This window comes from Marinobacterium rhizophilum DSM 18822 (genome assembly GCF_000378045.1).
Classification (GTDB): Bacteria; Pseudomonadota; Gammaproteobacteria; order Pseudomonadales; family Balneatricaceae; genus Marinobacterium_A; species Marinobacterium_A rhizophilum.
Map to the genome: position 1 here is coordinate 202,541 of NZ_KB899089.1, position 20,859 is coordinate 223,399.

Genomic DNA, 20,859 nt, shown 5'->3' on the forward strand with positions numbered 1-20,859 from the left:
GCTGCAATCATGCCAGGGAGAGTTAAATGATAGTAATCAGGCCCATCTGCGAAACCGACCTGGATACATTGTGCGACATTGCCATCGAGTCCGGTCCTGGTTTTACATCACTGCCGGACAACCGCGAACTGCTGCAGGCCAAGATCGAGCGCACCCGTGTGACCCTGCAACAGGATGCCGCACTGGATGGCAGTCAAAGCTATCTGTTCGTCATGGAGGATCTTGCCAGCGGCCAGGTAATCGGAACCAGCGGTATCGAAGCGGCGGTGGGCCTGAGCGAACCCTGGTACCACTACCGTATTGGCACGGTCGTCCATGCCTCGCGCGAACTGAACGTCTACAACAATTTTCGTACGCTGGATTTGTGCAACGACTACACCGGTTGCGCCGAAGTCTGCACCCTTTACCTGAAACCCGACTTTCGCAAGGGCAGTAACGGCAACCTGCTGTCCAAGAGTCGATTCATGTTCATGGCCGAGTACCCGGAGCGCTTTTCCGAGCGGGTGATCGCAGAAATGCGGGGCTACTCCGATGACAAGGGCCGCTCGCCGTTCTGGGATGGTCTGGGCCGGCACTTTTTTTCCATGGAATACTCGCAGGCGGATTACCTCACAGGTTCGGGCAACAAGATATTCATCGCCGAACTCATGCCAAAACACACCATCTATCTGCACCTGCTGCCCAAGGACGCCCAGCGGGTGATTGGGCAGGTGCATCGCAACACCGAACCGGCCAAGCGCATGCTGGAAAACGAAGGCTTCCGGTTCGAAGGCTATATCGACATTTTCGATGCCGGCCCCACAGTGGCGACGCGGCTCAGCGATATTCGAAGCGTGCGCGACAGTCGTTACGTGAAAGCCCGTATCAGCGATACGCCCGCCCGTGGCGACAATCTCTACCTGATCAGCAATACCCTGCTGGAACACTTTCGTTGCACCGTCGCGCCGCTGCAACCTGAAGGCAGTGCGGTCCAGATCAGCCACGAGCTGGCCGACGCACTGCGGGTTACCAACGGCGACCCCCTGCGCATTGTGCCACTTAAAGCGAGACAGTCCGAATGACCGAAGCTGCTTCCCTGTTTATCAATGGTCAGTGGTGCCATGGTGACGGCGTCGACATGGAATCTTTCAACCCGGGCAACGGCCAGCGTATCTGGCGCGGGCGTGCCGCCAGCAGCGAACAGGTCGACGAGGCTGTCAATGCTGCGCGTGTCGCCTATGAACACTGGCGGCTGATGACCTTTGAACAGCGCGCGACCCTGATCCGCCGTTTTGTGACCCAGCTGGAACAGCACCGTGATCTGCTTACCGATACCATCGGCCAGGAAACCGGCAAACCACTCTGGGAGGCGACCACCGAAGTGACGGCCATGATCGGCAAGGCCGACATTTCAATTCAGGCGGCACTGGAGCGTACCGGCGAGAAGCGTCAGCACAGCAATGGCATCACCGCCACGCTGCGCCATCATCCCCACGGCGTGGTGGCTGTCTTCGGCCCGTACAACTTCCCGGGGCACCTGCCCAACGGACACATCATCCCGGCGCTGCTGGCGGGCAATACACTGCTATTCAAACCCAGTGAACTCACGCCGCGCGTGGCGGAGCTCTGCCTGCACTTCTGGCAGAAAGCCGATCTGCCTGACGGGGTATTGAACCTGCTGCAGGGCGGGCGCAGCACCGGCCAGGCGCTGGCTACCCATGCGGGTCTGGACGGCCTGTTCTTTACCGGCAGCGCCGAGACCGGCAGCTATCTGCATCAGCAGTTTGGCGGTCATCCGGAAAAAATTCTGGCACTGGAAATGGGCGGCAACAACCCGCTGATCGTGGCCGATACGCCGGACGTAACTGCAGCGGTGCTGATGACAATTCAGTCGGCCTACCTGAGCGCAGGTCAGCGCTGTACCTGTGCACGCAGGTTGCTGGTACCCAGGGGGCGCAGTGGAGATCAGTTTATCGAGCAACTGCGCCAAGCCGTGCTGGATATTCAGGTGGGGCCCTACAACCAGCAGCCGCAGCCCTTTATGGGTGCCCTGATCAGTGAATCGGCGGCAAAGCATCTGCTGCAGGCGCAGCATGACCTGGTGCAACTGGGTGCCCGGGTGCTGGTGTCCATGAGCCATCTGCGCAGCGGTACCGGGCTACTGTCGCCCGGGTTGATTAATGTCAGTGCGGTACATAATTTGCCGGATCGGGAATATTTCGGGCCGCTGTTGCAGCTGATCCGTTACGACAGCTTCGATGAGGCGCTGGAACTTGCCAATGCGACGGCCTTTGGTCTTAGCGCAGGCCTGTTCAGCAGCGACGCGCAGCTGTACCAGCGGTTTTTGCAGCGCATCCGCGCCGGTATCGTCAACTGGAACCGCCCACTCACCGGTGCCAGTAGCGGCCTGCCCTTTGGCGGTATCGGACGCAGCGGCAATCACAGGCCCAGCGCCTGGTACGCGGCAGACTACTGCGCCTATCCGGTCGCCTCCCAGGAAGCAGAACAACTTGAGATGCCCGCAACGCTGCCACCCGGCCTGACGCTCTGAACCCTTACCGCTAACCGCTAAGCCACCGGCAAGCGGATCAGCAGTTCCAGCCCGCCCTGGGGATGATTGCGCGCTTCAATGCTGCCACCGAGGATCCGCAACGCCCGCCGCGCAATACTCAGTCCCAGGCCATAACCGTCTGACCGGGTATCGCTACGCTGGCGAAAGAACGGATCGAACAGCTGCTGCAACGCTTCGGCGGCCACGCCCGGGCCATGATCCCGAATTCGCAACTCATGCGTTGTACCAACAAGACTATGGCGCATTTCAATAGCGGCACCTGCGGGCGTATGTTTAAGCGCATTATTGAATACGTTGCCCAGGGCACGCTCCAGCAACTGCCGGTTGCCCCGTACCCGGCAACTTTGCGGCAACTCGATGGAGAGCGGCCGGTCAGGCTGCTGAAAACGGATATCCTCTTTGAGTTCCATCACCAGCTCGCGCACATTGAAGACCTCGGACACCGACTCCAGCGCCTCGAGCCGCGACAACGACAGTATTTCAGTGATCAATCGGTCGATTCGATCACACTCACGGTTGAGGCGCTGCAACAGCGGATCGCCCTCGCCCAGGCGCTGCTCCAGCAGCCCGGCCGCGGCCTGCAGACGTGCCAGCGGGGCGCGCAGCTCATGGGAGACATCCTGCATCAGGCGCTGACTTGCGCCCAGGGTGCGCTCGACATAGTCCGCCATGGTATCGAATTCGCGCGCCAGCTCGCCAATCTCATCACCCCGTACCGCCAGTTTCTGATCCGTGCGCACCGATAGATCACCCTCAGACAGCGCCCGGGTGTGCAGTCGCAAGCGCTTCAGCGGACGCACCACCAGCCAGGTCAGCACAAGGCTGGTCAACGCAGAGACCAGCAGGATCAACACGATTTGTACGGACACCAGCAAGCCGACAAAACGGCCAAAGGGTTCTTGCGGCGGCCAGGCGCCCACCTGAACCCGATAGCTGCGCCCGGATTCGGAGACCAGTTCAAAGGTCAACTCCGGCCTGGCACCCGGCCCATGCCGCGGCAGGGTATCTATCACCGGCTCGCGGCCGTGCAGCTCCACAATGCGAATGCCTGGAATGCCGCGGGATCGCTTGTTCCGCGGGAACCTGTCGAGCCGTTTACCCTCCTCATAACGCTCCAGAATCCGCTCTGCCAGGGCATAGGCCCGCGCTTCCTGTACCTCGGCGTCGCGCTCGTGGCTCGCCATGCTGCCAACAATCAGTACCGTGGCAACAATGACCAGCACACTGCTGAGCCAGATGGCGAGAAAGATCTTCCAGTACAGGCTGCGATACCACTTCATCCAGCCTCCCGCACCAGCATATAGCCTTCGCCGCGCAAGGTTTTGATCAGCTCCCGAGGGTCACCGGCACCCTGCAGTTTTTGCCGCAATCGGCTCACGTGCACGTCAATGGCGCGATCATAGGCCGTCAAGGGACGATGCAACACGCGCTCGGTCAGCTCCGCCTTGGTCATCACCCGGCCGACATTGTGCAGCAGATAAGCCAGTACATTGAACTCGGCGCTGGTCAGCTCAACGACCTCACCCGCCACCCGCACTTCACGCATGCCTGGATCCAGGCGAATGTCGTGCAGCTCGATGGGCTGTTGCGGGAACTCGATCTGCTGACTGGCCGCATCGCTGCGCCGGCGAATGGCCCGAATGCGGGCCAGCAACTCGCGCGGATTGCAGGGCTTGCCCAGATAGTCATCGGCGCCCATTTCGAGTCCCAGAATGCGGTCTATTTCTTCGCCCCGGCCGGTCAGCATGATGACCGGCAACTGCACCCGCGGGCGCAACTGCTGCAGCAATTCCAGGCCGCTTTGGCCCGGCATCATCACATCCAGCACCATCAGGCTATAAGGGTGGCTGCCCTCCAGCCGCGCCAGTGCCTCATTGGCGTTATGGGCATAGTCAATGTCATAACCTTCGTGACGCAGATAGTCGCCCAGCAGTTCGCACAGTTCGACATCATCATCCACCAGCAGCAGTCGCTCTTTCATTATGGTTCCTCAGCATTCAGGTCTCATCATAACGCTGCCTCAGACAGAACCCAGAGCCTTTACCCAACTTTACAGTGCCGTAACCCAAGTTTGCGCGCCAATACCGAATACTGGACTCATCAAAACGCGACAGATCAAAGCACAACAGGAGAGACACAATGCGTAAATCCATGATGATCGTTATGACCACCCTGGCACTGGCCGGCACCGCAAGCGGCCTGGCGATAGCACACGGCCAAGGCGACAACGACGGCGAACGCCATGAGCGCCACCAGGAAAAGCGCCTTGAGCGCATGAGCGAGGCACTCGATCTGACAGAAGAGCAGCAAGCCCAGGTAAAGGAACTGATGGCCGGACCTTCCGAGCATAGTGCCAACCGGGACGCACAGCGTGAACTGCACCGTCAGCTGCGTGATCTGAATACCACTGCCGCCGATTACAATGCGCGTCTGGATGCCCTGATCCTGCAGGCTCAGGAGCAGCTCGGCGAGCAGATCCGCGAACGGCAGGCCAAGCGCGCCGCCATGCAGGATATCCTCACCGACGCGCAGGAAGAGAAACTCGCCGAGATGGGCGAGAAACGAATGGAAAAGATGGAAGGGCGCGGCCACCATGGCCGTCACGGCGATGGGCACCACCAGGGCTGGTAACCGCGACGGGGTCTGTATCTTGCGCGGGGACGGGCTTCAGGTCCGTCCTCGCGTTCAGTCAACTCACAGGGATGCGACTATGTTTGCAACTTTACTGAAAAAAATGCATGTTCTGCTTCGTCGCAACACTTTGCCACGACAGCAGCCCCCACTGCATACCCGCGCCGTACCCAATCAGGATCTCTGGCAACAGGCCGCCTGACTCCGGTACCCCGCGGCGAATGCGCCAAGACGGTATCCAGAAACCATGAACACAGCAATCAACTCACACCGCAAAGCAGCCCTGCTGGCTTTGCCACTGCTGATATCAGGTCTGCTGTTCAGTACCCTGTTACAGGCCAATACGCTCGAATGCGGTCCGCAGGACCTGCAGAGTCCGTACAGTCACAGTCCGACGTTTTCCGTCCAGGGTCCGCTATTGCGCATGCAGTATCAAACGCCAGGGCAGGAAACCCGCTTCAGGCCCGTCAGCGATTCACTCGAATCACCCACCCTTAGCGACGGGCACCAGCCTGGCGCAGATTCAGACTCGGCACTTCGTCTGTGGCGATCCAACCCAGCCTGCCCGCCGGAACAGGAGCCGCCCCAGCGCCAGAGCGCAGAACTGCCACAAGCCCCCGTCCGCGTCTGGCTTTAGCAGCCTGTCGGACTTAACAATGATCTACTCGGCTCGGGCATCCTGCTTCGCCCTACCTCCTGCATCCATGCAGTCGTGCGGAAAAGCCGATTCTCTCCGGCACAGAGGGGTCATTTTCCGTACTCTTTTTATTTCTCGTCGCGGGCTCCTCGGTCTGCGACCCCGCTAAAGCGATTCTTTCCACTGCGTTCCAAGTGTTAAATAGAGCTCAAGAACTAACTCAATCAATCGTCGGGAACGATTGAACGTGCAAACCCCGAAGGGGTGAAGCACATGGATGTGCTGAACAAATCGGTCTTTCCCTCGCTACGACCGGCCAAGCCCGATAGGCTGCCAGGGAGCCCGTGCAACGGCCAGCAAACGCGTGCCTTGGACCGGTCCTGCTATTACGCCAGCATAACGGAGTGTTCGGGCTGACCGGTGACATCCGTATCCATGTACAGCGTCTGACCCGCAGGCGTTGCGGCGATCTCGCTGGCCGACAGGTCCTGGGTGGCCGAAGTCACGTAGAGCCGATGCAGGTTCGGGCCGCCGAACGCGGGACAGGTGACATGGGCGGCTGGCGCCGCGATAACCTGCAGCAGCTCGCCCGACGGCGAGTACTGCGCAACACGCCCAGCCCCCCACTGAGCCATCCACAGATTGCCCTGGGCATCACAGACCGCGCCGTCCGGGTGCAGGTTTTCAGCACGCAGATCCAGCAGCAGCTCTCGCTCGCCCGCCGGCCAGCCATGAAGCGGATCCAGCGGCTGACGCCAGATGATCTGCTCAACCGTATCGGTGTAGTACGCGCAGCTTTTGTCCGGCGCAAAGCAGATCGCATTGGATATCGAGACATCGCCGACAAGCTGTCGCAGTTCACCCCGGTAATACCGATAGATGGCACCGGCCGCTGGCTCCGCCTGCTTGCCCATGGTGCCGATCCAGAAGCCGCCAAAGGGATCTGCTCGGCCATCATTCGAACGCGTGACCGGATTGTCGGCATCCAGCGCAATCACCTTGCTGTGCGCACCGCTATTAATATCAAAGCGCAACAGTGCCGTTTCGCTGGCGATCAGCAACGTATCGCGATCCACCCAGCCGGCCGCCGAGACATGCTCGTCAAACTTCCACTGATGCAGTTGCTCGCCATCACGGCAGTAAAGCGTCTTGCCCATGATGTCGAACCAGAACAGCTGCTCGCGCAGCGGATGCCACAGGGGGCCTTCCCCCAGGCCGCAGACGGTGTTGTCATAGACCTGCATCATGACGCGGTTGCCCGGTCATAAGCCTCGACCATGCCCAGCGCCAGCGCCCGCACCTCGGCGACACTGCGGCCGGGCGCGTAGAGGGCAGAACCGATGCCAAACCCCTGCACACCGGCCTCCATCCACTGGGCGAAGTTGTCGGCACTGGCACCGCCCACCGCGTACACCGGCACCGCCGCCGGCAGTACGGCGCGCATGGCCGCCACGCCGGACGGGCCGATGATCGAGGCCGGGAAAAATTTCAGGCCATCCGCGCCGTTCGCAAGCGCGGTAAAGCATTCACTGGGCGTCAGCACGCCAGGGTAGGACAACATGCTCCGCTCCTTGGTGGCACGAATCACCGCCTGATCACAGTTAGGCGAAATAATCATGCGGGCACCGGTCTGCGCCACGGCGTCTACGTCATCGCAGCTCAGCACGGTGCCGGCGCCAAAGGTCGCCTGACCCTCGAAAGCACGCACCATTCGGGAAATGCTGTCCAGCGGGTCCGGCGAGTTCAGCGGCACTTCGATCTTGGTAATGCCAACCTCGATCAGGACCTCGGCGATCGCCACGGCTTCGTGCGGCTGGATACCCCGTAAAATCGCAATCAGTTCGCGCTCTTGCATCTTAATCTCCGCTGAGTTGTTGGTAGGCGGCGTGCAGCCCCTGAAGCGTCAGCGCCTCGCCATCGTGAATTTCGCTGCGTGCAGCCAGCAGCTGCAGCGCCGTCGCGTAGTGCTGGCCCAGTGCCGTCGCGCCGATGATGGCCACCGGCTGCCCGCCCCAATACGGTCTGGCCGCCGCCAGCTCGAGCCCGATCAGGTACCCGGACAGCCGCGCCCGGGCAGTCTCGGGCGCAAGGTCGGCCAGCAGGGCTTCAGCCCGCAGCGAAAACAGCCGGGCAGAGACCGCGGCCGGCGTGTCCACGGCGGTTTCGATGGCCGCGGCAAAGGCTGGCGCATCCCAGCCGTGCGGGGCTATGGAGTGGCGCAGCACTGACTTTTCGGCCAGCAGCGCATAGAGCTCACCGGTCATGAAAGTCTGAAAGGCCGTGATCTGGCCATCCTGTACCCGCACCCACTTGCTGTGGGTACCCGGCAGACAGACCACGCCGGTAAAACCGGGCCGGGCCGCCAGCAGGCCAGCCACCTGGGTTTCCTCGCCGCGCATCACATCGGCGGGCGCCAGCTGCTTGAGCCCGGGGCACAGCCGCACGTCGATATGCGCATCGGTTACCGGTGCCGCCATCAGCTGCCCGGCCGGCGCGCAGGGTACGGCCTTGTAGGGGACGTCCACCCAGCCCTGGCGCGCACCCACCATGCCGCAGGCCACCACGCGGGTGCGCTGGCCCGGGCTCAGCCATTGGCCGATGTCGGCCAGCAGCGCGTCTTCAAACTGATCCGGTGCCAGGCTGCCCATGCCCTTGTCGCTGCTGGTGCTGGCCAGTACCTTGCCGTCGGCCGACATGGCCCAGGCCCGCATTCGGCTGGTGCCCCAGTCAACGGCGATCCAGTCTGCTCTTATATCGGTAGTGCTATCGGTACTTTTGTCGGTGATGCTCATCCGGTCACCACTACGCCGTCGGTCACGAAGACGCTGGCACCCTTGAGGTCGTGAAAGCTGACAAACTTGGACATCAGTGACTCTCCCGTGTAACGGGGCGGGTGTCTTTACCCACCAGAAAATCCAGGTCAGCGCCGCGGTCGGCCTGCATGACGTGATCGATATAGAGCCTGGCGTAGCCACGGCTGTAATGCGGCGGCTCCGGCGTCCAGTGCTGGCGACGCTCTTCCAGTTCCGCCTCGCTGACCTTGAGCTCCAGCACGCCCTCGCGGGCATTGAGGCGAATCCGGTCGCCGGTTTTCACCAGCGCCAGGGGCCCGCCCGCATTGGCCTCGGGGGCCACGTGCAGCACCACGGTGCCAAAAGCCGTGCCCGACATGCGCGCATCGGAGACACGCACCATGTCGCGCACGCCCTTCTCCACCAGACAGCGCGGAATCGGCATGTTGCCCACCTCCGGCATGCCCGGATAGCCTTTGGGCCCGCAGCCCTTGAGCACCAGCACGGTATTTTCATCCACGGCCAGGTCGGGGCGGTCGATGTTCGCCTTCATGTCTTCAATGCTTTCAAACACATAGGCCGGGCCTTCGTGATCCAGCAGGTGTTCGGACGCGGCCGACGGCTTGATGATGGCACCGCTGGGCGCCAGGTTGCCGCGCAGCACCCGCAGGCCGGCCGCGGGTTTCAGCGGGGCATCCAGGCTGCGGATCACATCGCTGTTAAAGCACTCGGCGCCCTCGGAATAGGCCGAGATGTCCTTGCCCAGCACCGTATTGGCAGGGCGCAGATGCGCGGCCAGCTCCTTGAGCACCACCGGCATACCGCCGGCGTAGCAAAAGTCTTCCATCAGGTATTTGCCGGACGGCATGCAGTTCACCAGCAGCGGAATGTCGCCGCCGAGTTCGAAATCCTTTAGCGACAGATCGATCTCGGCGCGACCGGCAATCGCCAGCAGGTGCACCACCGCATTGGTGGAGCCCCCCACGGCCGCATTGGCCAGAATGGCGTTTTCAAGGCTCGCCTTGGTCAGCACCTTCGACAGGCAGAGGTCTTCCTCCACCATCTCGACAATGCGCTTGCCGGTCAGATGCGCCAGCGCCGCACGGCGGGCATCCACCGCCGGCAAGGCAGCATTGGTGGGCAGGCAGAGTCCCATGGCTTCCACCAGGGAGGCCATGGTGGAGGCCGTGCCCATGGTCATGCAGACCCCGGCCGAACGGCTCATGCCGGACTCCGCGGCCATGAAGTCCTGCAGCGTCATTTCGCCGGCGCGCACGCTCTCGGAGAACTTCCACACATCGGTGCCCGAGCCGATATCCTGCCCCCGCCATTTGCCGTTGAGCATGGGCCCGGACGACACCACGATGGTCGGCAGGTCGACACTGGCGGCGCCCATCAGCTGGCCGGGGGTGGTCTTGTCGCAGCCGCCCAGCAGCACCACGCCATCGATGCCGTAGGCACGGATGCTTTCCTCCACATCCATGGCCAGCAGGTTACGGAACAACATGGCGGTGGGTTTCATCTGGGTTTCGCCCAGCGACATCACCGGGAATTCGACCGGAAAGCCGCCGGCCTCCCAGACACCACGCTTGACCGCCTCGGCCAGGTCCCGCAGGCCTGAGTTGCAGGGGGTCAGCTCCGACCAGGTGTTACAGATGCCGATGATCGGACGACCGTCAAAGGCATGATCCGGAAAGCCCTGGTTTTTCATCCAGCTGCGGTGAATGAAGCCGTCACGGTCGAGCTTGCCGTACCAGGCCTGGGAGCGGCGCGTTTTCTTGGTTGTCATACTGCTTGCCTTCAAGGACCCTGCGGGTCGCTGGGACGGCGACTGACCCCAACACCGGCATCCGTATGCCTGTCATCAGCCGTCACATCACCGTATTCTTGTGTCGTTTTTCTCAGGAAATGGTTTCACATACTGAAACAGAGTACCAACTATTGAAAATATGCGGGATTCAGCCTATGTTTGTCAACGCTGATTACACAGTTTGGCACAATGAAAAAATGAGGACGCCTGGATGACAGCAGCTAAAAACAGTGATGGCACGGTCGGCAAGGCGCTGAACCTGCTGGATCAGGTTGCCGCTATCGGCCACCCGGTGCGCTTCAGCGAGCTGCTGGCCGACAGCGAACATCCCAAGGCCACGCTGTACCGCCTGCTGCAGACCCTGACCAGTCAGGGCATGCTCAGCTACGATGCGGACCGCCAGGTCTACAGTCTGGGTGTACGGCTGGTAAAGCTGGCCCATGCCGCCTGGCAGCAGTCCTCCCTGGCGCCCATCGCACGCCCTCTGCTGGATGCGCTGTCGCAGCGGGTCGGCGAGACCGTGCATCTGGCGCAGCTCGATCACGGCCAGGTGCTCTACGTGGACAAGCGCAGTCCGGCGGCGCCGTTGCGCATGTTTTCCGATGCCGGCAAGATAGGGCCGGGCTATTGCACCGGGGTGGGCAAGGCCATGCTGGCCTTCCTGGACGACGCCCACCGCGAGCAGTGCCTGGCACAGCAGGCCTACCATGCCTACACAGCTCACACCCTCACCTCCGCTGCGGCCCTGCGTGCCGAACTGGACAGCATACGCAAGGACGGTGTGGCCTTTGACCGAGAGGAGCACGAGCCCAATATCATCTGTATCGCCGCTCCCATACTTTCCGGCAGCAACAAGGTGCTCGGCGGCCTGTCCATTGCGACCTCCACGCAACGCTATACGCTGCAGACACTGGAAAAATTCAAGCCGGACCTGCTCGAAACGGCCCGCAGAATCGGTGAACAGGCCGACCTCTGGCAGTTCCCGGAAATGTAGTCCCGAGGCCTGGCAGACCGTTGAAAAACGACACGCCAGGCTCATCCCCTGCAAGATTCCTCGCAACGGTGGTTATTGTGTCGAAAACAGAAATTTTTGGTTATCTGAAAACCGGCCAGCCGGTGCATCGCCACTGGCTGCAGTCCGGCCGCCTGCGCGCAGCTATTCTGACCTACGGCGCCAGCGTGCAGGATCTGCGACTGGACGGCATCGCGCACCCGCTGGTGCTGGGTGCCGACCGGTTTGACCCCTACATGGACAGCATGCGTTACTTCGGCGCCAATGTCGGGCGCGTGGCCAACCGCATCGCCGGCGGCCGCGCCTGTATCAACGGCAGTGACCATGCATTTGCGCTGCAGGGCACCGAAAAACACCTGCTGCACGGCGGTGCCAACGGCATGGATACGCTGCTGTGGAACATCATCGAGGCAGATGAGACGCAGATCACGCTGGGTCTGAGCCTGCCTGATGGCCACATGGGGTTCCCGGGCCGGCTGGATGTCCGCCTGACCTATCGCATCAGTGCGCAGGCGACACTGCAGCTGGACATCGAGGCCGTCACCGACGCCCCGACCCTGTGCAATATTGCCCACCACAGCTATTTCAACCTGGATGGCAGCCCGAACATTCTTGAACATGAGTTGCAGATCGATGCCGACCATTACCTGCCGGTCGATGCCGAACTGATTCCCACCGGCGAGATCGCCCCCGTTCAGGGTACGCGCTTTGATTTTCGCACCGCGCGGCCTCTGCGCAGCACCGAACCCGATTCAGGCTATGACCACAACTTCTGCCTGGCCCGGCAGGTGCAGCCACTGCGCCGAATAGCCCGCCTGTTCAGCCCCAAATCCGGCATCGGCCTGCAGCTGCACAGCACCGAGCCCGGCCTGCAGGTCTATGATGGCGGGCACATCAGCGCGCCGGCACAGCATACGCTCAGCAAGGCGCCCTACGGCCCCCATGCCGGCCTGGCCCTGGAAGCCCAGCGCTGGCCAGACGCGCCGCACCATCATGCCTTCCCGTCCATCGCACTGGCACCGGGCGATGTCTACCGACAGACCACCGCATTGTGTTTTGAAGGGCCGGTCTGAGGACGATCAGCCGTAGAGCCTGGCTGCTATACGCATGCCCATCCTTAACATAAACGAATGCTGCGGCCGATAATGCCCCGGTGAAGCCAGCCATACAGCGAACTATTTGCTCTTTGCGTATTGGTACGTGACGCGGCGAGACCGCCGTCGCTCAACCATGGGTTTTGTACCTTTTCGGCCAAAGCCCGCCCCCCAAACGACAGGCAAAAAAAATGCGGACAACATGTCCGCATTTTCGTGTTCGCCAAGGTACGCCGGTTTACGAGATACGCTCGAAAATCAGATCCCAGACACCGTGACCGAGTTTCTCGCCACGGTTCTGGAACTTGGTCACCGGGCGGAAATCCGGTTGCGGCGAATACTCGCCGGCACCGGCGATGTTGCGGTAGCCCTCGGCGGCGCTCATGACTTCCATCATGTGCTCGGCATAGTTCTCCCAGTCGGTCGCCATGTGGAACTGGCCACCGATTTTCAGCTTGCTGCGCACGGTCTGGGCAAAAGCTGGCTGCACGATGCGGCGCTTGTTGTGCTTTTTCTTGTGCCAGGGATCGGGGAAGAACAGCTGCAGGCAGTCCAGGCTGCCATCGGGAATGCACTTCGCCAGCACTTCCACGGCATCTTCGGCATACACACGGATATTGCCGAGCCCTTCGGTGCGGGCATTGTTCAGCAGGCGACCCACACCCGGGCGGTGCACCTCGATACCGATGTAGTTCTTCTCTGGCATCTGGCGGGCCATCTGCAGCAGGGAATCGCCCATGCCAAAGCCGATCTCCAGCACCAGCGGTGCTTCGCGTCCGAACACGGCCGCAGGCTCAATCATGCCACCGGCGACTTCCAGCCCCATTTCAGGCCAGGCTTCATCCAGTCCACGCTGCTGGCCTTCGGTCATTCGCCCTGCACGCAGGACGAAACTGCGCACGGCGCGCATCGGTTTCTGATCTTCAGTCATTCTCGGCTTACTTAGGGTTACGGGTTACAGGTTTCGCGTGACGGCTGGCGCCCGGCTTACCGGGCACCAGCTGTTGCATCAGATAATGCCGTCCATGGGGGAAGACGCACTGGCGTACTTTTTGCGCGGCATGCGACCGGCCAGAAAGGCCTCGCGTCCCGCTTCAATGGCCTTGCGCATGGCGGAGGCCATGAGCAACGGATCCCGTGCCGCAGCGATGGCGGTGTTCATCAACACGCCTTCACAGCCCATTTCCATGGCCAGGGCGGCATCGGACGCCGTGCCGACACCGGCATCCACCAGAATGGGCACATTGGCCGCTTCCATGATGAGGCGAATGTTGTGCGGGTTGAGGATACCGAGGCCGGAGCCGATCAGGGATCCCAGCGGCATCACGGCCACACAGCCCATGTCTTCGAGCTGCTTGGCGACGATGGGGTCATCGTTGGTATAAACCATGACCTTGAAGCCATCCTTGACCAGCATCTCGGCACCCTTGAGAGTCTCTACGATGTTGGGGTACAGCGTTTTCTGATCGCCCAGCACTTCAAGCTTCACCAGGTCATGACCATCCAGCAGCTCGCGCGCCAGTTTGCAGGTACGCACCGCATCGTCCGCCGTATAGCAGCCAGCGGTATTGGGCAGGATGGTGTATTTTTCCGGTGAAACCGCTTCGAGCAGGTTGGGCTCGTCGCGATTCTGGCCGATGTTGGTACGACGCACGGCAACCGTGACAATCTGCGCTCCGCTGGCTTCAATCGCCCGGCGGGTTTCATCAAGATCCCGGTATTTTCCGGTGCCTACCAGCAGCCTGGAACTGTACTCTTTGCCCGCGATAATCAGCGGGTCATGGCGTAATTGCTCTGACATTGCGTCTCCACCGTTCGTATTGTATTAAGAGGTCTTTGTACCGACGCTCAACCGCCACCAATCGCATGCACGATTTCGACCTGGTCGCCGTCGTTCAGGCGCAGCGTCGCGTGCTGGCTGCGCGGAACAATTTCCATGTTGACCTCGGCCGCAATGCGCTTGCCGCCCAAACCCAGCTGTTCAACCAGATCCGCAAGGCTGCTCGCATCACGCAGCTCCATGGTGTCACCGTTTAGCACTATTCGCATTGATCCAATTCCGAACTTTTTTTCAGCCAGCCGACAGGCACCGGCCGCAACTATTGTTTGATAAAGGTTATTTGGCGCGTCGCCAGGCCCAGAAGCAGCCAGCCGGCCATAAAGGCCAGACCGCCCAGCGGTGTGATAGCGCCGAGCCAGTGGATACCACTGAGTGCCAGTATATAAAGACTGCCGCAGAACAGCAGGATACCCAGGCCAAAGCAGATGCCGCTCAGGTGCAGCCATCGCGAAGGCCGATGCACACTGAGTAACACGACGGCCAGCCAGGCCAGACTGTGGTAAAACTGGTAGCTAACGGCCGTCTCGAACACATCGAGCATATGCGGCGTCAGGCGCTCGCGCAAACCATGGCTGCCAAAGGCACCCAGTGCCACGGCACAAAAGCCGCTCAACGCGACCAGGCGCAGATTGATCGCTGTATTCATCCAGACCTCGCCAAATGGAACGCATTATACCGCAGTGCGGCGACACCGGGTGGCCCGGCTGTCCTGAACATGACAAAGCCGCCCGCAGGCGGCCTTGTTGGCTGAAAGCAGAGGTCACATCGGCGGGTCAGGCCTGCAACAATGCGCCCTTGATCTTCTTCATGGCATTCTTTTCAAGCTGACGAATACGCTCGGCGGACACCTGATACTTGGCGGCCAACTCATGCAAGGTCGCCTTTTCATCCATCAGCCAGCGCTGGGCCAGAATATCCTGGCTACGCTCATCGAGCTGCTTCATCGCATCCAGAAGATTGGCCTGGGAACGTTCTTCCCAGTCGGAATTCTCAAGCTGCATCGCAGGATCGGCACTGTGGTCTTCCAAAAAGCTTGCCGGCGCCAGGTAGGCACGATCTTCGTCTTCATCCGCCGGGGCATCAAAGGCCGTATCACTGGATGCCAGACGGCCTTCCATCTGCCGTACCACCGCAGAATCAACACCCAGGTCCTCGGCAATCGCATCGACTTCAGCGTTGTTCATCCAGCCCAGACGTTTTTTCTGCGAACGCAGGTTGAAGAACAGCTTGCGCTGCGCCTTGGTGGTGGCAACCTTGACGATACGCCAGTTGCGCAGAATGAACTCATGCATTTCGGCCTTGATCCAATGCACCGCAAAGGACACCAGGCGCACGCCCATGCTCGGATCGAAACGCTTTACCGCTTTCATCAAGCCGACATTACCTTCCTGCACCAGGTCACCGAGCTGCAGCCCGTAACCGGAGTAGGACTTGGCAATATGCACCACGAAACGCAGGTGCGACATGACAAGACGGCGGGCCGCCTCAAGATCGTTCTGATAAAACAGGCGCTCTGCCAATTCGCGCTCTTCCTCTGCCGTCAGCACGGCGATCGCACTGACCGAGCGCATGTAGGCTTCCAGGTTACAGCCTGGAGAGAGGATGTCGGCGACTTGTAAGCTCTTGCCCATACGGTGTTACCTCAGTATTACGTTCGGCTCGTCTATCCTGAATCCGCTAATATGACCGGCCTCGAGTATCTAAGTTCCCGGGGCCACGACAAGCCAGAATTGCCTGCGGACCGGTAAAAATAGCGACATCCAGCCTAAACCGCAAGTGTGACGCTTTCATCTCTTGCCTGGCGCAGCTGAGAACGCTTCAACTGGGCTCGATTTCACGCAGATGATGCCCCACCGCCAGCCAGGCACCGAGCCAGCCCAGCAGCACGCTGGTCAGCAACAAAATCAGGCTGCCAATCAACCCCAGTCCCGAAGGCTCGAAGTCACTCAGGTAGAGCCGGGTCAGCTCGCTGACCGGCTGTTTGAGCGTCAGCAGGCTGAACTGAATCAGACACCAGGCCAGCACCGCCCCCAGCAGACCATACCATGCACCGCTATAAAGGAAGGGACGCCGCACCCAGGCATCGGTACCGCCCACCAGCTTGGCAACGATAATTTCATCACGCCGGCTTTCAATCGACAGCCGAATGGTATTGCCCACCACCAGCAGCACCGCCAGCGCGAGCAACAGGCACAGTACCAGTACCGCGCGCTTGATCAGCTGAACAAAGGCACTGAGACGCTGTAGCCACTCCAGATCCAGTACCGCCTCGTCTACTTCTTCCAGAGCCTGCAGCTTCGCCTTCAGCAGCGGCAACGCCGCCAGAGAGCGATCCAGTGGCTGCACCGTAATCACTGCCGGCAGCGGATTTTCGTCCAGCAGGTCAACAATATTGCCAAAGCGCGACAGCTCCCTGAACTCCAGCAGGCCCTGCTCTCGACTGATCAGATCCACCGCCACCAGATCATTGCGCAGCAACAGCTCTCGGCTGAAACGGTCGGCGGCAGCATCATCCAGCGCAGGACTTAAATACAAACTGATACGGGGCTCGTGATCCCAGCCCTCGCTAAGCTGCTGCATGTTCTTCAGCCCAGTGAGCAAAAAACCGGGCAGGGCCAGGGCGATGGCCAGTACTGCCAGCGTAATCAGCGTTGGCAGCGGTGTTGCAAACAGCCGGCTCCAGCTCTGCCGCGCGACCTGCGCATGGTGCCGGCGCCAATTGCGATTACGACTCCGGCGGTCAATTCGATCCTGCTGTGCGCCGCGGCGCGGCGCGTTCCTCTCATCCACGGCCATCGGCAATCAACCTCCCGCCGCGCAACACCAGGGTGCGGTGGCGCATACGCTCAATCAGTGACAGATCATGGCTGGCAATCAGCACCGTGGTACCCACACGGTTGAACTGCTGAAACAATTTCATGATTTCTTCGGATAATTCCGGGTCAAGGTTACCGGTGGGTTCATCCGCCAACAGCACCTGTGGCTTGTGCACGATCGCGCGGGCAATGCCAACCCGCTGCTGCTCGCCACTGGACAGACTGATCGGGCTCTGGTTTTCCTTGTCCAGCAGGCCGACCTTGTTCAGGGCCGCGCGCACCCGCCGGGCCGCATCTTCGGGCTCATAGCCGCAGATCTGCAACGGCAATGCGATATTCTCAAACACGGTACGATCAAACAGCAGATGATGGTTCTGGAACACCACGCCGATACGCCGGCGGTGATACGGAAGTTCATGCCGGTTCAGCTGCGCCAGATTCTGCTCGCCTACCACCACCTCGCCCTGGGACGGACGCTCCATCAGCATGATCATGCGCAGCAGCGTACTTTTGCCGGCCCCTGAGTGGCCTGTAAGAAAGGCCATCTCTCCTTCACGCAGCGTAAAGGACACATTGCTCAGGGCTTCCTGGCCACTGAGATAGCGCTTGCTGACGTTTTCGAAACTGATCAATGCCATGCTGTTGCCCGCACCTGCCTGAACGCAAAAATCCCTTTAACGGCGCCGGCAGCGCCGACACCGTCTACTTCTAACCCTGCCGGTTTAGTCGAACAGCGCCTTGACGAACTCGTCGGCGCTGAACGGACGCAAATCGTCCACCTGCTCACCAACGCCGATATAGCGGATTGGCAGCGCCAGCTGCTTGGCGATGGCAAAGATAATGCCGCCCTTGGCAGTGCCATCAAGCTTGGTCAGGGTAATGCCGGTCACACCAACCGCATCCCTGAAGGTACGTGCCTGGCTCATTGCATTCTGGCCGGTGCCGGCATCCAGCACCAGCATCACCTCGTGCGGCGCCTCCATGTCCAGTTTCTGCATAACACGTACCACCTTCTGCAGTTCCTGCATCAGGTGATCCTTGTTCTGCAGCCGCCCTGCAGTATCGGCAATCAGGACATCAACATTGCGCGCCCGCGCCGACTGCAGCGCGTCGTACAGCACCGATGCAGAATCCGCCCCCGTGTGCTGTGCGACTACGGGCACCTGGTTACGTTCACCCCAAACCTGCAGCTGTTCAACCGCGGCGGCACGGAAGGTATCGCCCGCCGCCAGCATGACGGACTTGCCCTGGGACTGGAAACGCTTGGCCAGTTTGCCAATGGTCGTGGTCTTGCCCACACCATTGACGCCGACCATCAGAATCACATACGGCTTCTTGTCTGCGGTATCAATGTGCAGCGGCTGCTCGACCTGAAGCAACAATGCCGCCAGTTCCTGTCGCAGCGCCTGCTGCAACGCCTGGGCATCGGCCAGCTGGTTACGGGCCACCTTGTCGGTCAAGCGACGGATAATCTCGCTGGTCGCTTCCACACCCACATCGGCCGTCAGCAGCAGGGTTTCGATGTCTTCCAGCAGCTCATCATCGATTTCCTTCGCACCCAGAAACAGGTTGCCGAGCTGTGCCGACAGGTTGGCCTTGGTGCGGCTCAGGCCACTCTTGATACGGGCAAACATGCCCTGTTTTTTTTCTGGCGCATCGGCCACTGCGGCCGTTGGCGCAGCGACCGGCGCAGGCTCTGAAGCGGCTGGCTGTGCGCTGTCCTGCGAGGCAACATCCGTGCTGTCGTTTGTATCAGCAGCAGCTGCTTCAACAAGGTCTTTATCCGCGCTTTCTTCAACCGCCGCGTCCTCGACCACAATCTCGACTGACTCGACTTCCGCCCCGGCATTCTCAGCCGTCTCAGCCGTCTCAGCCGTCTCAGCAGCGGGTTCCAGCGGTATCCCGGCCGGGGCAGCCTCAGCCGAATCCGGCTCAGCCGGCTTCGACGTTTGCTGCGCCTCATCTGCTTCTACAGCAGCCTGCGCCTGTTCCTTGCTGCCGGACTTGTCGAACAGCGATTTGAATTTCTTGAACATCGAATGTCCTCAGATCTGCTAACAACGGGCGCCGATACCCGGTTTCCCGTACTTTAAAAGCTTCAGGAGCGGTCATCACCCCGGATGTAAAAATATATCGCGAGCATCGCTACCGAAAACACGACCCCGCCTGCATAGGTAACGATGGAGTAGTCCCACTCGTTCTGCACCAGCCATCTGACCAAAGCTTCCATCAACGTGCTCCAAACCTGCGAAAGGCTTAACTTTCGAGCGCAATATCTTATCATAGGCGCCACGCAAGTTATTACGCCGCACACATTACTGATAGCGGTTCTGTCCTGCCCCCAAAGCCTGGTGTGATAACCGGCGGAATTTCGCCACCGACACCCGTTACCGGAACCCCGCTGTCATGGCCACCGATTACAAGCCACTGTTTAATCCACTGTACCTCAGGGCACTTATCCTGATCCTGCCGCTGCTGATCATACTCCTGGCATCCCTGGGGCCAGATGACCCCCAGTACCCCGCGATACACCACAATGGCGCGCAGCGGCTTTCCTGGATCGAGCAACCCCAAAGGCCCGACAACGAGCTGCGTCTGCTGCTGCCCACCCCGCTGGCGCTTAATCCCGAACAGCGCATTATCCAACAGACACTGGCCAGGCTGCTGCTGCAACGCCTGCAGCAGCCGGCGATACAGACACTGCTGGCATCCGTGCATGACAGCAGTGTCATGCCACGGTCCGATCACTTGCAGATCAGCCTGCGCTGGCCCGCGGGTGAAGCCATGCCCGCGCTGGACGTCCTGCGGCGGGCTCTGTACGAGGCACCCGAGCCTGGGGCCATGACCTCGACGCTGGCCCGCACCCGCGCGCAGGCCTATATCGAAGGCCAGGAACCGGCACAGCGGCTGCTGAACCACCTGCAGCAGCAGCTCCAGCCCGGCGACAATGCCCCGGCAGCGACAGCCGATGTCTTGCAACAATTTCACCAACTGCTTGATCAGTCCCCCATGCTGGTAATGGGCGGCCCCGATGCCGCGCAAATGGCGGAGCAGCTGATCGCCTGGGCGCCGGCACGAGCCGATGAAACGGATAGAACAGAAAATTCCCAGCCGGCTGAGCCACACAGCGACACCTTGGCGCGGCGTGCGCCCTTGCCGTCACCCAGGCAGCCAACACGGCTGCAACTGAGCGATCCCCGCCAGCCCACCATGTATCTGCAGGGAACACGCATGCCCGGTCGTGGTGCGGATACTTATGCCGCCGAGTTACTGGCGATCAGCAGCCTGCAACGCGCACTGGCACTGCGCCCGGACGAAACGCAGGGGCGCTACCGGCTGGTATGGCAATCATCCCGCGACAGCGGCTACCACGCCCTGATCATGGACGGTCAGCCCACCCCCCGGGCCGACATGCTGGATGTTGCTGTGATTAATGACGCGCTGATTGATGCCGCTCGCCAGCAGTTGCTAAGTGAACTGAGCGCCCGCCTGCAGACCCCGGAGGGCCAGCTGGATCAACTCGCTACACTGGCATTCAATAACCTGAACGGGCAACGCCTGGACAGCATTCTGGAGCAGCTCCAGGCCGTACCCGGGGATGACATTGGCCCGATAATCGCGCAATATCTCGCCCCCGAGACCCAGATTCTTATCACCCTTAACGCACAGTGAAGCC

Annotated in this window: 21 protein-coding genes; 7 read left to right on the forward strand and 14 right to left on the reverse strand. The window is 60.9% G+C overall.

Going from position 1 to position 20,859, the window contains the following annotated elements; translation table 11 throughout:
• The first annotated feature begins 26 nt into the window (after nt 1–26).
• Both astA and astD read left to right on the forward strand, forming a co-directional pair.
• A complete protein-coding gene (astA, locus tag F451_RS0100930; protein ID WP_020679465.1) occupies nt 27–1,061 on the forward strand; it encodes an arginine N-succinyltransferase in 1,035 nt (344 codons plus the stop codon).
• Nucleotides 1,058–2,530, forward strand: coding sequence for a succinylglutamate-semialdehyde dehydrogenase (gene astD, locus F451_RS0100935; protein WP_020679466.1), 1,473 nt, complete (start codon nt 1,058–1,060; stop codon nt 2,528–2,530). Before astA ends, astD begins: the two co-directional genes overlap by 4 nt.
• Nucleotides 2,531–2,547: 17 nt before the next feature.
• Here the strand turns inward: astD and F451_RS0100940 are convergent, their stop codons facing one another.
• Nucleotides 2,548–3,831, reverse strand: coding sequence for an ATP-binding protein (locus F451_RS0100940; RefSeq protein WP_020679467.1), 1,284 nt, complete (start codon nt 3,829–3,831; stop codon nt 2,548–2,550).
• Nucleotides 3,828–4,532, reverse strand: coding sequence for a response regulator transcription factor (locus F451_RS0100945; RefSeq protein ID WP_020679468.1), 705 nt, complete (start codon nt 4,530–4,532; stop codon nt 3,828–3,830). The genes F451_RS0100940 and F451_RS0100945 overlap by 4 nt, the downstream gene beginning before the upstream one ends.
• A gap of 158 nt (nt 4,533–4,690) precedes the next feature.
• On the opposite strand from F451_RS0100945, the gene F451_RS0100950 reads away from it, so the two are divergent.
• A complete protein-coding gene (locus F451_RS0100950) occupies nt 4,691–5,182 on the forward strand; it encodes a Spy/CpxP family protein refolding chaperone (protein WP_020679469.1) in 492 nt (163 codons plus the stop codon).
• 247 nt (nt 5,183–5,429) lie between these two features.
• Nucleotides 5,430–5,819, forward strand: a complete 390-nt coding sequence (locus F451_RS0100955; protein WP_020679471.1) for a hypothetical protein — start codon at nt 5,430–5,432, stop codon at nt 5,817–5,819.
• Nucleotides 5,820–6,205: 386 nt separating this feature from the next.
• Here F451_RS0100955 and F451_RS0100960 read toward each other — a convergent pair whose 3' ends face one another.
• From F451_RS0100960 to F451_RS0100975, 4 genes are all read right to left on the reverse strand, one after another.
• On the reverse strand, nt 6,206–7,066 hold the full coding sequence (locus F451_RS0100960; protein ID WP_020679472.1) for an SMP-30/gluconolactonase/LRE family protein: 861 nt from the start codon (nt 7,064–7,066) through the stop codon (nt 6,206–6,208).
• The gene (locus F451_RS0100965) at nt 7,063–7,674 is read right to left on the reverse strand and encodes a 2-dehydro-3-deoxy-6-phosphogalactonate aldolase (RefSeq protein ID WP_020679473.1); all 612 of its coding nucleotides are present in this window, start codon (nt 7,672–7,674) and stop codon (nt 7,063–7,065) included. The genes F451_RS0100960 and F451_RS0100965 overlap by 4 nt, the downstream gene beginning before the upstream one ends.
• A 1-nt stretch (nt 7,675) precedes the next feature.
• Nucleotides 7,676–8,611, reverse strand: coding sequence for a 2-dehydro-3-deoxygalactonokinase (locus tag F451_RS0100970; protein ID WP_020679474.1), 936 nt, complete (start codon nt 8,609–8,611; stop codon nt 7,676–7,678).
• Nucleotides 8,612–8,684: 73 nt separating this feature from the next.
• A complete protein-coding gene (locus F451_RS0100975) occupies nt 8,685–10,400 on the reverse strand; it encodes an IlvD/Edd family dehydratase (protein ID WP_020679475.1) in 1,716 nt (571 codons plus the stop codon).
• A 232-nt stretch (nt 10,401–10,632) separates the two neighbouring features.
• Here F451_RS0100975 and F451_RS0100980 point away from each other — a divergent pair, with 232 nt between their 5' ends.
• Together F451_RS0100980 and F451_RS0100985 are read left to right on the forward strand one after the other, a co-directional pair.
• Entirely contained in the window at nt 10,633–11,415 is a 783-nt protein-coding gene (locus tag F451_RS0100980; RefSeq protein WP_020679476.1) for an IclR family transcriptional regulator, read from the forward strand.
• A gap of 77 nt (nt 11,416–11,492) precedes the next feature.
• The gene (locus tag F451_RS0100985; RefSeq protein ID WP_205623945.1) at nt 11,493–12,506 is read left to right on the forward strand and encodes an aldose epimerase family protein; all 1,014 of its coding nucleotides are present in this window, start codon (nt 11,493–11,495) and stop codon (nt 12,504–12,506) included.
• 259 nt (nt 12,507–12,765) lie between these two features.
• Here the strand turns inward: F451_RS0100985 and trmB are convergent, their stop codons facing one another.
• From trmB to ftsY, 8 genes are all read right to left on the reverse strand, one after another.
• Nucleotides 12,766–13,458, reverse strand: coding sequence for a tRNA (guanosine(46)-N7)-methyltransferase TrmB (gene trmB, locus F451_RS0100990; RefSeq protein ID WP_020679478.1), 693 nt, complete (start codon nt 13,456–13,458; stop codon nt 12,766–12,768).
• Nucleotides 13,459–13,536: 78 nt separating this feature from the next.
• The gene (locus F451_RS0100995) at nt 13,537–14,328 is read right to left on the reverse strand and encodes a thiazole synthase (protein WP_020679479.1); all 792 of its coding nucleotides are present in this window, start codon (nt 14,326–14,328) and stop codon (nt 13,537–13,539) included.
• Nucleotides 14,329–14,375: 47 nt separating this feature from the next.
• Entirely contained in the window at nt 14,376–14,576 is a 201-nt protein-coding gene (gene thiS / locus F451_RS0101000) for a sulfur carrier protein ThiS (RefSeq protein ID WP_026291404.1), read from the reverse strand.
• Nucleotides 14,577–14,626: 50 nt separating this feature from the next.
• Nucleotides 14,627–15,013 (reverse strand): DUF423 domain-containing protein, encoded by a 387-nt coding sequence (locus F451_RS0101005; RefSeq protein ID WP_020679481.1) that lies wholly within the window; start codon nt 15,011–15,013, stop codon nt 14,627–14,629.
• 127 nt (nt 15,014–15,140) lie between these two features.
• A complete protein-coding gene (gene rpoH, locus F451_RS0101010) occupies nt 15,141–15,998 on the reverse strand; it encodes an RNA polymerase sigma factor RpoH (protein WP_020679482.1) in 858 nt (285 codons plus the stop codon).
• Nucleotides 15,999–16,185: 187 nt separating this feature from the next.
• Complete coding sequence (gene ftsX / locus F451_RS0101015) at nt 16,186–17,163, reverse strand: permease-like cell division protein FtsX (RefSeq protein ID WP_020679483.1); 978 nt, start codon at nt 17,161–17,163, stop codon at nt 16,186–16,188.
• Nucleotides 17,150–17,821: a cell division ATP-binding protein FtsE gene (gene ftsE, locus F451_RS0101020; RefSeq protein WP_020679484.1), complete on the reverse strand. Its 672-nt coding sequence runs from the start codon at nt 17,819–17,821 to the stop codon at nt 17,150–17,152. The genes ftsX and ftsE overlap by 14 nt, the downstream gene beginning before the upstream one ends.
• A gap of 84 nt (nt 17,822–17,905) precedes the next feature.
• A complete protein-coding gene (gene ftsY, locus F451_RS0101025) occupies nt 17,906–19,219 on the reverse strand; it encodes a signal recognition particle-docking protein FtsY (protein WP_020679485.1) in 1,314 nt (437 codons plus the stop codon).
• Between the two features lie 370 nt (nt 19,220–19,589).
• Here ftsY and F451_RS0101035 point away from each other — a divergent pair, with 370 nt between their 5' ends.
• Nucleotides 19,590–20,855 (forward strand): peptidase M16 family protein, encoded by a 1,266-nt coding sequence (locus F451_RS0101035; protein ID WP_020679487.1) that lies wholly within the window; start codon nt 19,590–19,592, stop codon nt 20,853–20,855.
• The last annotated feature ends 4 nt before the right edge of the window (nt 20,856–20,859 follow it).

Coding starts and splice junctions, on each gene's coding strand:
- astA (WP_020679465.1), top strand. CDS start 27: ATGATAGTAATCAGGCCCATCTGCGAAACCGACCTGGATACATTGTGC.
- astD (WP_020679466.1), top strand. CDS start 1,058: ATGACCGAAGCTGCTTCCCTGTTTATCAATGGTCAGTGGTGCCATGGT.
- F451_RS0100980 (WP_020679476.1), top strand. CDS start 10,633: ATGACAGCAGCTAAAAACAGTGATGGCACGGTCGGCAAGGCGCTGAAC.
- F451_RS0100945 (WP_020679468.1), bottom strand. CDS start 4,532: ATGAAAGAGCGACTGCTGCTGGTGGATGATGATGTCGAACTGTGCGAA.
- F451_RS0100965 (WP_020679473.1), bottom strand. CDS start 7,674: ATGCAAGAGCGCGAACTGATTGCGATTTTACGGGGTATCCAGCCGCAC.
- F451_RS0101005 (WP_020679481.1), bottom strand. CDS start 15,013: ATGAATACAGCGATCAATCTGCGCCTGGTCGCGTTGAGCGGCTTTTGT.
- ftsX (WP_020679483.1), bottom strand. CDS start 17,163: ATGGCCGTGGATGAGAGGAACGCGCCGCGCCGCGGCGCACAGCAGGAT.
- ftsE (WP_020679484.1), bottom strand. CDS start 17,821: ATGGCATTGATCAGTTTCGAAAACGTCAGCAAGCGCTATCTCAGTGGC.
- F451_RS0100940 (WP_020679467.1), bottom strand. CDS start 3,831: ATGAAGTGGTATCGCAGCCTGTACTGGAAGATCTTTCTCGCCATCTGG.
- F451_RS0100995 (WP_020679479.1), bottom strand. CDS start 14,328: ATGTCAGAGCAATTACGCCATGACCCGCTGATTATCGCGGGCAAAGAG.
- ftsY (WP_020679485.1), bottom strand. CDS start 19,219: ATGTTCAAGAAATTCAAATCGCTGTTCGACAAGTCCGGCAGCAAGGAA.
- F451_RS0101035 (WP_020679487.1), top strand. CDS start 19,590: ATGGCCACCGATTACAAGCCACTGTTTAATCCACTGTACCTCAGGGCA.
- F451_RS0100970 (WP_020679474.1), bottom strand. CDS start 8,611: ATGAGCATCACCGACAAAAGTACCGATAGCACTACCGATATAAGAGCA.
- thiS (WP_026291404.1), bottom strand. CDS start 14,576: ATGCGAATAGTGCTAAACGGTGACACCATGGAGCTGCGTGATGCGAGC.
- F451_RS0100960 (WP_020679472.1), bottom strand. CDS start 7,066: ATGATGCAGGTCTATGACAACACCGTCTGCGGCCTGGGGGAAGGCCCC.
- F451_RS0100975 (WP_020679475.1), bottom strand. CDS start 10,400: ATGACAACCAAGAAAACGCGCCGCTCCCAGGCCTGGTACGGCAAGCTC.
- trmB (WP_020679478.1), bottom strand. CDS start 13,458: ATGACTGAAGATCAGAAACCGATGCGCGCCGTGCGCAGTTTCGTCCTG.
- F451_RS0100955 (WP_020679471.1), top strand. CDS start 5,430: ATGAACACAGCAATCAACTCACACCGCAAAGCAGCCCTGCTGGCTTTG.
- F451_RS0100950 (WP_020679469.1), top strand. CDS start 4,691: ATGCGTAAATCCATGATGATCGTTATGACCACCCTGGCACTGGCCGGC.
- rpoH (WP_020679482.1), bottom strand. CDS start 15,998: ATGGGCAAGAGCTTACAAGTCGCCGACATCCTCTCTCCAGGCTGTAAC.